The sequence below is a fragment of the Limimaricola cinnabarinus genome, from assembly GCF_047631075.1.
Lineage (GTDB): Bacteria > Pseudomonadota > Alphaproteobacteria > Rhodobacterales > Rhodobacteraceae > Limimaricola > Limimaricola cinnabarinus.
Genome location: NZ_JBLHYX010000006.1, coordinates 128,581 through 139,564, shown reverse-complemented (window position 1 = coordinate 139,564; position 10,984 = coordinate 128,581). Strand labels below are relative to the sequence as shown.

Sequence of the window (10,984 nt, the reverse complement as noted above, 5' to 3'; positions counted from 1 at the left end):
CTAGCCCCTGCCCACCTTGCCTACATGCGCCGATTCCCGATCCGGCTCTGGCTGGCTGGTCTCGGACGATGCGTTCGCCGCACCCTCACCGGATCGCAGCTTCGCCAGAAGGTCCGTGAACCTGTCCGGTAGCGCCTCATCGGTGAGCTGCTGGAACGCACGTTTGAGGTGGGCGTCAATATCGCCGCGCGCGTTCCCTTGGTCCCGCTGTGTCATTCCCGCTTATACCCTCGTCATTTTCGGCAGCCTCGCATAGCATGACTGCATCATGGAACCACAATGCCGATGGCAGCGTTCGGTTCCAGAAAAAATGAATTTGGGGACTCTCAGCCGATGACGACAACCACCACCGCACCCGACCTCGCCACGGTGATCGGGCACGAGCTGCCCTATCTGCGCCGCTATGCGCGGGCGCTGACAGGAAGCCAGGACAGCGGTGATACCTACGCCGCAGCCACCCTTGAGGCGATTCTCGAGGATCGCTCGGTCTTCGATACCGACTCCTCCCCGCGTACGGCGCTGTTCCGGGTCTTTCACCTGATCTGGCAAAGCTCCGGCGCCCCGGTCTCCGGTGACGAGAGCGGTCTTGCCGCCGCGGCGCAGGCACATCTGGCCAAGCTGACCCCGAACACCCGTGAAGCCCTCCTGCTCAATACCATCGAAGACTTCTCCACCGCGGAGATCGCCGACATCATGCAGACCGACGTGGACGAGGTCGAGCATCTCGTGAAGATCGCGCGTCAGGAGATGGAAGACAGCATTTCGGGCCGCATCCTCGTGATCGAGGACGAAGCGATCATCGCCATGGACCTGCAATCGATCGTTTCAGACATGGGCCATGCCATCACCGGTGTTGCGCGCACCCGCGACGATGCCGTGCGCCTCGCCCAGCAGGAAAAGCCCGATCTCGTTTTGGCCGACATCCAGCTCGCCGACAATTCCTCGGGCATCGACGCGGTGCGCGACATTCTCGAAGCGCATGGCAACCTGCCGGTGATCTTCATCACCGCCTTCCCCGAACGCCTGCTCACGGGCGAGCGTCCCGAGCCGGCCTTCCTGATCTCCAAGCCTTACGGCGAGGAACAGGTGCGCTCCGCAGTGAGCCAAGCGATGTTCTTCTCTTCGACCGGCCCACTGCACGGCTAAGTTCCGACATACTCCCCGCCGCTCAGGCGGCGGGGGCCACCAATGCCTGAACGTGGCGGCGAACCGCCTCCGGCACGATCGGTCTCGGCTCGATGAACCATCCCGGCGCGAGCGGACCAGGAGGCGTCACCCGATCGGTTATCACCACCCGCTTCACCCCCTGCCTGAGCGCTTCATGCGCAAAAAGTCTGGCGCGCTGCTCGGCCTCCACACCGACGAAGGCGAGATCGGCCGTTTCCAAAGCCCCCAGAAAAGCGTTCATCTGCGGTAGGCCGCGCAGGATGTGCACGGCAACGTCGGGGCGGCATTCGCTGATGATCTCCATCAAATCCTGCGCCACAAGCGGGACGCGCTCGACGATCAGTACGTTCATCATTCCAATACCTTGTTTCCGAGCCGACAATCGGCCCCACATGGAACATTCCGAACGACCTCGCATTAAACTACGACATAGTGACAGCGAGTTCCGATGAGCACACCCTGCTTGGCCTGCCCCCTTCGCGCACGACGCATCTTCGTAGAGCTTGGGCAGCAGGAAATCCGCGCAATCCAGCGTTTCAAGGCGGGTGAGTTGCGGATCGGACCAGGAACGCCGCTGCTGCTCGAAGGCTCCAACAGCCCACAACTTTACACGGCCCTGTCAGGGATGGGGCTACGTTACAAGACACTCGCCGACGGGCGTCGGCAGGTGATCAACTTCATTTTTCCGGGCGATTTCCTCGGGCTGCAGGCTGGAATGATGGGAGAGATGCAGCATTCGGTCGAGGCGACGACTGACATGACGCTTTGCGTCTTCGACCGCAGCGAGTTTTTTCGCTTTTTCAGCACCCATCCTGCGCGCGCCTTCGACATCACATGGATGGCCGCCGTCGAGGAGCATTTCCTCGGCGAAGCCCTCGCCAGCCTCGGCCAGCGCAGCGGCCTGTCGCGTCTCGCCTGGGCGATCACGCGGATCTATCTGCGAATGCAAGCGCTGGGGCAGATTGACGCAAGCGGCGGGTTCCCCCTGCCCTACCGCCAACAGGATCTGGCGGACGCACTGGGGCTCAGCCTCGTTCACACCAACAAGACGCTGGCCAAGCTGCGCGACAGGCAGCTGCTTTCCTGGAACGAGGGGCGGATGCAGATCCACGATCTGCGGGCGCTAGCCGATCTGGCGGGGGCCGATATCGAGGCCGAGGTCGTCCGGCCGCTTCTCTGAGCGCAGGCTGCGTTGCCACACGACGTTGACCGCCGCGCCCAGCAACACCAGAAATGCCGAGATGTACAGCCACATCAATAGCGCAATCACCGCCCCGATCGAGCCGTAGACTTCGTTGTAATTGCCGAAATTCGACAGGTAAAACGAAAACCCGGCCGATGCGACGAGCCAGAACAGGATTACCAGGAACGCCCCCGGCGTGATCCAGCGGCCTCGCGCGCCGCGCATGTTGGGACCAAACCGATAAAGCACACCAAGTCCCGCCAGAACGATGCCGAAGGCGGCAATCCAGCGGATCGCCTCGAGCAACCAACCGGTGCCTCGTTCCAGCGGCAGCACCTTGATAAGGATCGGCGCGATCACCACGACCAGCATCGCCATTACCGCGATCGAGATCAGCGACAGCGTCAACAAAATCGCTACTGCGAGCTGTCGCAAGCCGTTGCGATTGGGTCTCCCATAGATCTGGTTCAGCCCGAGTATCAGCGAGGCCACACCATTGCGCGCCGAGAATAGCGCCACGAAGGTCGAGAGCAGCGTGGCGAATCCCAACGTTTCGGGTCGCGTCGCGAGCATGAGGTTCAACTGTTCACGCAACAATTCGTAAGCTTCGACCGGGATGATCTCCTCCATCATCACCAGTTGTGTCTCGATCACCGTAGGGTCGGCCAAGAGGCCGAAGATGGCGATGAGGGCTGCCACTGCCGGAAAGATGGCGAAGATCGAGTAGAAGGCGACGCCCGCCGCGATCAGCCCCAACTGCACCTCGCCCGACAGCGCCCAGATCCCGACCAGCAATCGCCAGATCCGACGCGGCGTCAGAAGAAGGAGGGGGGCTGTCTGGTTCATGCGCGCTCCGCTCGCAGGTCCCGGACCCGGTCCGGGTGAGCGGCAAGTCGCTCATGCGCAAACTGACATGGCACGTTCGGGTTGTGAAGGGTGTCGGGAGGGGTGGCCGGCGGCGGGATCTTCTCCGAGGGAATGATCGAGAAGGGCCGCCACCGGCCTTTGGGGAATGCGAGAGACGAGGGAACGGCGTCTCTTCATTCGGTGAACACGCGAGGAGGCAATGGGTTCCCCATATTGTCACCCCATCAGAGGATCAGTTCGCGGCGACCGGAGCTTTTTGTTGCAAAGCAGCAAGATAGGTCCGCGTCCACCATGTAATGTCTGTCTCGCGGATCGATTGCATCAAGCTTAGATGTCGCGATTGCCGCTCGTGCAGCGGCATAGACAGCGCCTGTTCAATGGCGCGCGCGGTCTCGCCTGGATCATAGGGATTGACCATCAAGGCCGCCTCCATCTGCTCGGCCGCCCCGGCAAAGTGCGACAGTATGAGCACGCCCGGATCGGCACCGTCCTGTGCGGCGACGAATTCTTTGGCGACCAGATTCATGCCATCGGCCAACGGCGTCACGAGGCAGGCATCCCCGCGCCGGTACAACCCCGCGAGAATCTCCCGCTCGATGTTGCGCCGGATATAGCGGATCGGGGTCCAGTCCAGTTCGGCCATCTCGCCGTTGACCCGCCCCGTGATGGTCTCGAGTTCCTGACGAATATCCTTGTAGGCCTCGACATCCTCGCGAGAGGGCGGTGCGATCTGAAGCAGGGTCGCCCGGATCTGCGGATCAGGCCGATGCGAAAGGTACTCTCCGAAGGCCGCAAAGCGCTGCGGCAGGCCCTTGGAATAGTCGAGACGATCGACGCCCAGCACCAACCGCTCGCCCGGAGACAGGCGCAGATGCTCGCCCGAATCCGCATGCGCCTCAGCAGCTTCGACAAAGTCGTCCACATCGATACCAATCGGAAAGCTTGCGATCTCAAAGGTGCGGTCCTGGTATTTCATCTTGCCGCGCAACAGGATCTCCGCGCCGTTGTCGCGCAGGAAATCGAGCGCGTTCGATACGTCGCGACGCGTCTGCAGCCCAATGAGGTCGAAGGACGACAACCAATCTGGCATCTGCTTGCGCTCGGGCAAGGCGGGCATGTCGGATGGGTTCGGAAAGGGGATGTGCAGGAAAAATCCGATCCGGTTCATCACACCGCGCTTGCGCAGCGCCTCGGCCAGCGGAAGGAAGTGATAGTCATGCACCCAGAGCACGTCGCCCGGCTGCACGACCTCCGCAATCAGCCCGGCCACACGATCGTTCACTTCGCGGTAGACGCGGGCCTGATCGGGATCGACCGCGAGGAGATCGGTGCGGTGATGGAACAGCGGCCACAGGGTGGCGTTCGCATAACCCAGATAGAAGCCCTGATGCTCTTCTTCAGTGAGATCGAAGCTGTAGCGCTCATAGGGGGTCTTCGCGATCTGGGTCAGACCATGAGCCGCCTCCTCGGGGTAGACCCGCTTGCCGGAGTTTCCGATCCAGACGCCGCCGCGCTCCTTGAGCGCGTCATGAAGCGCCACGACGAGCCCCCCGGACGGGGCCGCCTCCGTAGGAATCCGGTTCGAAACGACGATGAGGCGACCCTCTTCCATGGTCACGCCTCGGCCCAGCGTCGCAGCGTCCTCCGAGCGGCTTCGGGATCACCCAGCCGACAGCCCGCCGCGGTCTCTCCTTCGCCCACCTTCACGGCCAGCCCTCCCTGCTCGGCCACCCAATGCAACGCCGGTTCATCAGTGACATCATCACCGAAGAAGATCGGCATGGTGCCGCTGAAGCCATCGCCTTTCATCATCCGGCGCATCGACACGTCCTTGCCGATTCCGGTGGGGCGCAACTCGTAGGCCATCTTGGAGTGATGCAGATCGAAACCGTCATGGGTCTCCGACAAGGCCCGCAGGAAGGCATAAGCCTGCGCGGCCAGATCCTCATTCTGTCGGAAATGCAGCACCACGCCCGTGGGCTTGCGCTCGCAGACCAGACCGGGATGGGTCGCAGCGAAGGCCTGCGTCATCTCGCCCAGATGTCCAACCACTTCGGGATTGGCCAACTCATGGTTGCGGATCTCCCCTGACAGGCGCTCCTGCGCGCCGTGGCCCCCGATGATCGGCCCGTCGAACCCCTTGAGATACTGCGTCACATCCTCGATCGCACGGCCGGTGATGATCACGACGCGGCCTTGGGTCTTTTTCGAAAGCGCGCGCAAAAGATCATCGAGACCGGGGTCCACGTCGATCGCATCTGGGCGATCGGCCAGTTCCACTAGCGTGCCGTCAAAGTCGAGGAACAGGGTCGAGCGATCGAGCTTTGGCTCGGGCACCCCGTCGACAGTGTGCTCGCTCTGGTGCTCTCCGTGAAATCCGATCATCTCGTAGTACATTCCCTGTCTCCAATACCGAAGGCCATCCGGCCCGCCGCGACCCGGATCCGAAGGAGCCGGGGGCTGCAGAGCACAACCCACGGGCGGAGGTGCGGGTTCCCGTTCGGTACGGGTTCCGCGCCTGCCGCCGCGGCAGCTTGCCACTCAGTTGTCGGGCATGGGGATGCCGTTGACAAGCGTGTCAGCCGGCGGCGAAGCCTGCATGCGTATTGAGCAGGAACTGTGCGAAGACCGGACCGCAGGCCGCGCCGAGACCGCGCGCGTTGCCCCCCACAGCGGCGGCCTCGACCCGGGCGGGAACCAGCCCGCGCAGATCGACGTCCCGCAGCGCCGCGCGAACCCGCGTCACCAGCGCCTCGCGCACCTCTGCCGGAAAGCCCCCATCGATCAGCACCGCCTCGAAATCGATCACGGCGCAGACGGTGGCCGCGGCACGGGCCAGTTCGGCCCCTACCCCGTCGAGCCATGGCTCCAGCACCTCGTCCATGCCGGTCCAGTCCTGCGGCAGCGTCCAGAGCCGCGCCGGATCGTGCCCCGCCGCGACCAGCCGACGTTCCAGCAAATGCAGGGATGCGGTGTCGATGAGCTGCGCGGGACGGCCCCCGGCATCGCGGGTCGGCAGGGAGCCCATCGCGCCCGCGTTGCCGCGCGCCCCGTCGAAGACGGAGTGGTTGAGAACAATGCCACCGCCGATGAAGGAGCCGATGAAGAAATAGGCGTAGTCCCGAAACTCGCGACCGCGCCCATAGACCTGCTCGGCGCGGCAGGCGGCGGTGGTGTCGTTCTCCACGAAGACCGGAAGCGGGGAGAACCGCGCGACCTCCTGCGTGAAATCGATGTCGCGCCAGCCGTCGAGCGCCGCGGGCGGCGCCCCGATGGTCTCCGGCCAGATCCAGAGCTCGTGCGGGCGCGCGACACCTATCCCCGCGATGCGCCCCCGCAACCGCGCGGGCAAGACGGCGGTCAACTCCCCGATACCGCGTTCGAGAAACCCCATGACCTGCCGGATGTCGGGGTAGGCATAGGTGTCCTGAATCTGTCCGCGCACCTGTCCGTGCAGATCCATGATCAGCAGATCGGCGCTGCGCCGACCGATCTTGAGCCCGATCGAGAACGCCCCGTCCGGATTGAGCCCGACAGGCACGCGCGGCTTTCCGACGCGACCTCGCTGTGGCGCACCGCGCGAAATCATGCCATCCTCATCGAGATGTCGCAGGATCACGGAGACTGTCTGCGGCGACAGACCCGAGAGCCGTGCCAGTTCGCTGCCGGGCATCGGACCGTGCCGCTGCATCAACGACAGCAGCAGCCGTCCGTTGTGATCGCGCAGGCCGCGCTGGTTCGCACCGCCTGCGAGGCTGCGCACTTCGGAGTTCTCCATCCTCCGTCCTCCCTACCCCATAATGGCGCTCCCCTTATTAATAAATCAATATGATTTATTTATTGACGGGTCTTCGAAAACGTCGTTACCGTTGGGCATTCCCGGCGGTTGAGGAGCCACGGGGAACATCTGGGAGGATTTAGACGATGAAACACCTTTTCACGGGTACGGCGCTTGCCCTGATCACCGCCGCCGGAGCGGCTCAGGCCGAGAGCCACATGGCGGATGTCTCCGCCTGCCTGATCACCAAGACCGACACCAACCCCTTCTTCGTGAAGATGCGCGAAGGCGCCCAGCAGGCCGCCGAAGAGATGGGCATCACGCTCAATGCCTATGCGGGCAACGTCGACGGCGACCATGAAACGCAGGTCGATGCGATCGAGACCTGCATCGCCAACGGCGCCTCGGGCATCCTGATCACCGCCTCCGACACCTCGGCCATCGTTTCGGCCGTGACGCAGGCGCGCGATGCGGGTCTTCTGGTCATCGCGCTCGACACACCGCTCAACCCGATCGACGCTGCCGACGCCACCTTCGCCACCGACAATTTTCTCGCTGGTGAGTTGATCGGCCAATGGGCCGCGGCCAAGCTCGGCGAGGAGGCTGCCAACGCCAAGATCGCGATGCTCGATCTCGGCGTCAGCCAGCCTTCGGTCGACGTACTGCGCGATCAGGGCTTCCTGACCGGTTTCGGCATCGACACCAAGGACCCCAACAAATGGGGTGACGAGGACGACCCGCGCATCGTCGGCAACGACGTGACGGCGGGCAACGAGGAAGGTGGCCGCACGGCGATGGAGAACCTTCTCGCCAAGGATCCCGAGATCAACGTCGTCTACACCATCAACGAGCCTGCCGCCGCGGGGGCCTACGAGGCGCTGAAATCCTTCGGCCGCGAGAACGACGTGTTGATCGTCTCGGTCGATGGCGGCTGCCCCGGCGTGGCCAATGTCGCCGACGGGATCATCGGCGCCACCTCGCAGCAATATCCGCTGGAGATGGCCAAGCTCGGCGTCGAGGCGATCGCACAATACGCCGAGGACGGCACCCTGCCCGAGAACACCGAAGGCAAGGATTTCTATGATACCGGCGTGAAGCTCGTCACCGACGAGCCGGTCGACGGGGTCGACTCGATCTCGGTTGAGGAAGGCCAGGAGCTCTGCTGGGGCTGACCCGGCGTCACAAACCATTTGGCCTGCGTCCGCTTCGGGGCGCAGGATGACCCTGAGGGGGCGGGCCCGAGCGCCCGCCCCGCTCACGAGAGCCGTGCCATTCGCAGGGCCCGGCCCTTGACGTTCGCCACGGGAGGGGCGCGACATGCCGACAGATACAGATCATTATGAAACCTCGGTGCGAGAGAGACGCGCCGAAGCGGTGGCCGAATTCGCCGATCACAAGCCGAGTCCGCTGCAACGGGTCCAGCACGCACTTCACGTGACACCGGCGCTGGTGCCGTTGATCGTGCTTCTGGCCTCGATCGTGGTCTTTGGCGCGCTCTTGGGCTCGCGCTTCTTCTCGCCCTTCGCGCTGACGCTGATCCTGCAGCAGGTGCAGATCGTCGGCATCGTCGCCGCCGCCCAGAGCCTCGTGATCCTGACCGCCGGCATCGACCTCAGCGTCGGCGCGATCATGGTGCTGAGTTCGGTGGTGATGGGCCAATTCACCTTCCGCTATGGCATCCCGGGTCCGGTCGCGGTGGCCTGCGGCCTCGCCGTCGGCACCGCCTGCGGCTTTCTCAACGGCTGGCTGGTGGCGCGCATGAAACTGCCGCCCTTCATCGTGACGCTAGGCACATGGCAGATCTTCCTCGCAACGAACTACCTCTACTCGGCGAACGAGACGATCCGCGCGCAGGACATCGAGGCCACGGCGCCGATCCTGCAATTCTTCGGGACCAAGTTCTCGATCGGCGGCGCGGTGTTCACCGTGGGCGTGGTGTTCATGATCGCGCTGATCCTCGGGCTGGGCTGGGTGCTGCGCCACACCGCGTGGGGCCGGCATGTCTATGCGCTGGGCGACGACGCCGAGGCCGCGCAGCTGTCGGGCGTCGACGTCAAGCGCACGCTGATCTCGGTCTACATGCTGTCGGGGCTGATCTGCGCCTTCGCAGGCTGGGCCCTCATCGGCCGCATCGGCTCGGTCTCGCCGACCTCGGGCTACGACGCCAACATCGAAAGCATCACCGCCGTGGTGATCGGGGGCATCTCGCTCTTCGGCGGGCGCGGCTCGATCATGGGGTCGCTGTTCGGCGCGCTGATCGTGGGCGTGTTCTCGCTCGGCCTGCGCCTTCTGGGTGCGGATGCGCAATGGACCTATTTCTTCATTGGCGTGCTGATCATCGCCGCCGTGGCCGTGGACCAGTGGATCAGGAAGGTGTCGGCATGAGCATCGGACAAAAGCGCGAGCCCATCCTCACGGGCCGCAACCTCGTGAAGCGGTACGGCAAGGTCGTCGCCCTCGATCACTGCGACTTCGACCTCTACCCGGGCGAGATCCTCGCCGTCATCGGCGACAATGGCGCGGGCAAGTCGACGCTGATCAAGGCGCTCTCGGGTGCCGTGATCCCGGATGCGGGCGAAGTGAGGCTCGAGGGCAAGCCGGTGCACTTCGCCTCGCCCAACGACGCGCGCCACGCCGGCATCGAGACGGTGTACCAGACGCTGGCGATGTCGCCCGCCCTGTCGATCACCGACAACATGTTCATGGGGCGCGAGATGCGCAAACCGGGGTTCCGAGGCAAATGGCTGCGTCAGCTCGACCGGCCCGCGATGGAGAAATTCGCTCGCGACAAGCTCAACGACCTCGGGCTGATGACGATCCAGAACATCAACCAAGCGGTCGAGACGCTTTCGGGCGGCCAGAGGCAGGGCGTCGCGGTGGCGCGCGCGGCGGCCTTCGGCTCGCGGGTGATCATCCTCGACGAGCCGACGGCGGCACTGGGCGTCAAGGAGAGCCGCCGCGTGCTCGAGCTGATCCTCGACGTGCGGTCGCGCGGCATCCCGATCATCCTGATCAGCCACAACATGCCTCATGTGTTCGAGCTGGCCGACAGGGTGCATGTGCACCGTCTGGGCAAGCGCCTGTGTGTTATCGACCCCAAGAATCATTCGATGTCCGACGCGGTTGCCTATATGACGGGAGCGAAGCTCCCCGAGACCGAGTTCGAGACCGCGTGACGGCCGACAACACAGATGAGGCGCGATTGCTTGACGTGACTTCGCACATCAACGCCGTGGCCGACCGGGTCCATGATCTGGCCGGCCGCAAGCCCCGGGTGATCGTCGGCATCGCCGGCGCCCCCGGAAGCGGCAAGTCGACGCTGGCGACCGAGCTGGCCCGTCGTCTGGAACGGCAGAAGCTGGTCACGCGCATCGTACCGATGGACGGGTTCCACCTCGACAATGGCGTGCTCGATCTGTGGGGGCTTCGCACCCGCAAGGGCGCGCCCGAAACCTTCGACGCGCGTGGTTTCCTGCTTCTGATCAAGCGCCTTGTGCGCGGCGAGGAGGTGGTGGCCCCGGTGTTCGACCGCGCGCGCGACATCGCCATCGCTGGCGCGCAGCTCGTCGAGGCCGACGCGCAGGTGGTGATCGTCGAGGGCAACTACCTGCTGTTCGACGAAGCGCCGTGGTCCGAGTTGGCGCGGCTGTGGGACGTCTCGGCTTTTCTCGACGTGCCGCTTCCCGAACTGCGCGCGCGGCTCATCGCGCGCTGGCTCGGCCATGGCCTGAGCCGAACCGCCGCAACCCAGCGTGCGATGCACAACGACGTGCCCAACGCCCAGCGCGTGATCGAACGTCTTCTGCCCGCCGATCTTCTTCTGCGCCCCTCCTATGAGAGCCGACCGCCGCAGCCGGTACAGCATCGCCGCTCCGACTGAGGCCAGTGGCTCGGCATTTGGTGGCGCGATCGATTAATCAATCCGCCGAAAAAACTCGTGAATCCCGTAGCTTCCAATGTTGCTTTGAACATTGCGGGAGACCGATTCT

12 protein-coding genes are annotated in these 10,984 nt (G+C 64.2%); 6 read left to right on the top strand and 6 right to left on the bottom strand.

Annotated features, from left to right (window positions below; all coding sequences use genetic code 11):
* Nucleotides 1-216, bottom strand: a complete 216-nt coding sequence (locus ACJASC_RS07015) for a NepR family anti-sigma factor (protein WP_045320021.1) — start codon at nucleotides 214-216, stop codon at nucleotides 1-3.
* Between the two features lie 117 nt (nucleotides 217-333).
* Here ACJASC_RS07015 and ACJASC_RS07010 point away from each other — a divergent pair, with 117 nt between their 5' ends.
* Nucleotides 334-1,146, top strand: coding sequence for a response regulator (locus ACJASC_RS07010; RefSeq protein WP_415144707.1), 813 nt, complete (start codon nucleotides 334-336; stop codon nucleotides 1,144-1,146).
* A 22-nt stretch (nucleotides 1,147-1,168) separates the two neighbouring features.
* Here ACJASC_RS07010 and ACJASC_RS07005 read toward each other — a convergent pair whose 3' ends face one another.
* Nucleotides 1,169-1,519 carry a hypothetical protein gene (locus ACJASC_RS07005; protein WP_131505538.1) on the bottom strand — a complete coding sequence of 117 codons (351 nt, stop codon included), beginning with the start codon at nucleotides 1,517-1,519 and terminating at the stop codon, nucleotides 1,169-1,171.
* 96 nt (nucleotides 1,520-1,615) lie between these two features.
* Between ACJASC_RS07005 and ACJASC_RS07000 the strand changes: the two genes are divergently transcribed.
* A complete protein-coding gene (locus tag ACJASC_RS07000) occupies nucleotides 1,616-2,347 on the top strand; it encodes a Crp/Fnr family transcriptional regulator (protein ID WP_045320023.1) in 732 nt (243 codons plus the stop codon).
* Here the strand turns inward: ACJASC_RS07000 and ACJASC_RS06995 are convergent.
* The 4 genes from ACJASC_RS06995 to ACJASC_RS06980 form a co-directional block, all read right to left on the bottom strand.
* Entirely contained in the window at nucleotides 2,291-3,196 is a 906-nt protein-coding gene (locus tag ACJASC_RS06995) for a YihY/virulence factor BrkB family protein (RefSeq protein WP_415144705.1), read from the bottom strand. The genes ACJASC_RS07000 and ACJASC_RS06995 overlap by 57 nt on opposite strands.
* Nucleotides 3,197-3,449: 253 nt before the next feature.
* Nucleotides 3,450-4,829: an alpha,alpha-trehalose-phosphate synthase (UDP-forming) gene (locus ACJASC_RS06990; protein WP_415144703.1), complete on the bottom strand. Its 1,380-nt coding sequence runs from the start codon at nucleotides 4,827-4,829 to the stop codon at nucleotides 3,450-3,452.
* Nucleotides 4,830-4,831: 2 nt separating this feature from the next.
* Complete coding sequence (gene otsB, locus ACJASC_RS06985; RefSeq protein WP_021694248.1) at nucleotides 4,832-5,614, bottom strand: trehalose-phosphatase; 783 nt, start codon at nucleotides 5,612-5,614, stop codon at nucleotides 4,832-4,834.
* Nucleotides 5,615-5,795: 181 nt separating this feature from the next.
* Nucleotides 5,796-6,995 carry an ROK family transcriptional regulator gene (locus ACJASC_RS06980; RefSeq protein WP_415144700.1) on the bottom strand — a complete coding sequence of 400 codons (1,200 nt, stop codon included), beginning with the start codon at nucleotides 6,993-6,995 and terminating at the stop codon, nucleotides 5,796-5,798.
* Between the two features lie 146 nt (nucleotides 6,996-7,141).
* Between ACJASC_RS06980 and ACJASC_RS06975 the strand changes: the two genes are divergently transcribed.
* The 4 genes from ACJASC_RS06975 (at nucleotide 7,142) to ACJASC_RS06960 (ending at nucleotide 10,875) form a co-directional block, all read left to right on the top strand.
* On the top strand, nucleotides 7,142-8,167 hold the full coding sequence (locus tag ACJASC_RS06975; protein WP_021694250.1) for a sugar ABC transporter substrate-binding protein: 1,026 nt from the start codon (nucleotides 7,142-7,144) through the stop codon (nucleotides 8,165-8,167).
* 145 nt (nucleotides 8,168-8,312) lie between these two features.
* Nucleotides 8,313-9,380, top strand: a complete 1,068-nt coding sequence (locus ACJASC_RS06970) for an ABC transporter permease (protein WP_415144698.1) — start codon at nucleotides 8,313-8,315, stop codon at nucleotides 9,378-9,380.
* Nucleotides 9,377-10,171 carry an ATP-binding cassette domain-containing protein gene (locus tag ACJASC_RS06965; protein WP_415144696.1) on the top strand — a complete coding sequence of 265 codons (795 nt, stop codon included), beginning with the start codon at nucleotides 9,377-9,379 and terminating at the stop codon, nucleotides 10,169-10,171. The genes ACJASC_RS06970 and ACJASC_RS06965 overlap by 4 nt, the downstream gene beginning before the upstream one ends.
* A gap of 26 nt (nucleotides 10,172-10,197) precedes the next feature.
* Nucleotides 10,198-10,875, top strand: a complete 678-nt coding sequence (locus tag ACJASC_RS06960; protein WP_415144694.1) for a nucleoside/nucleotide kinase family protein — start codon at nucleotides 10,198-10,200, stop codon at nucleotides 10,873-10,875.
* Nucleotides 10,876-10,984 lie beyond the last annotated feature (109 nt).

Coding starts and splice junctions, on each gene's coding strand:
- ACJASC_RS06990 (WP_415144703.1), bottom strand. CDS start 4,829: ATGGAAGAGGGTCGCCTCATCGTCGTTTCGAACCGGATTCCTACGGAG.
- ACJASC_RS07000 (WP_045320023.1), top strand. CDS start 1,616: ATGAGCACACCCTGCTTGGCCTGCCCCCTTCGCGCACGACGCATCTTC.
- ACJASC_RS07010 (WP_415144707.1), top strand. CDS start 334: ATGACGACAACCACCACCGCACCCGACCTCGCCACGGTGATCGGGCAC.
- ACJASC_RS07005 (WP_131505538.1), bottom strand. CDS start 1,519: ATGAACGTACTGATCGTCGAGCGCGTCCCGCTTGTGGCGCAGGATTTG.
- ACJASC_RS06975 (WP_021694250.1), top strand. CDS start 7,142: ATGAAACACCTTTTCACGGGTACGGCGCTTGCCCTGATCACCGCCGCC.
- ACJASC_RS07015 (WP_045320021.1), bottom strand. CDS start 216: ATGACACAGCGGGACCAAGGGAACGCGCGCGGCGATATTGACGCCCAC.
- otsB (WP_021694248.1), bottom strand. CDS start 5,614: ATGTACTACGAGATGATCGGATTTCACGGAGAGCACCAGAGCGAGCAC.
- ACJASC_RS06965 (WP_415144696.1), top strand. CDS start 9,377: ATGAGCATCGGACAAAAGCGCGAGCCCATCCTCACGGGCCGCAACCTC.
- ACJASC_RS06980 (WP_415144700.1), bottom strand. CDS start 6,995: ATGGAGAACTCCGAAGTGCGCAGCCTCGCAGGCGGTGCGAACCAGCGC.
- ACJASC_RS06970 (WP_415144698.1), top strand. CDS start 8,313: ATGCCGACAGATACAGATCATTATGAAACCTCGGTGCGAGAGAGACGC.
- ACJASC_RS06995 (WP_415144705.1), bottom strand. CDS start 3,196: ATGAACCAGACAGCCCCCCTCCTTCTTCTGACGCCGCGTCGGATCTGG.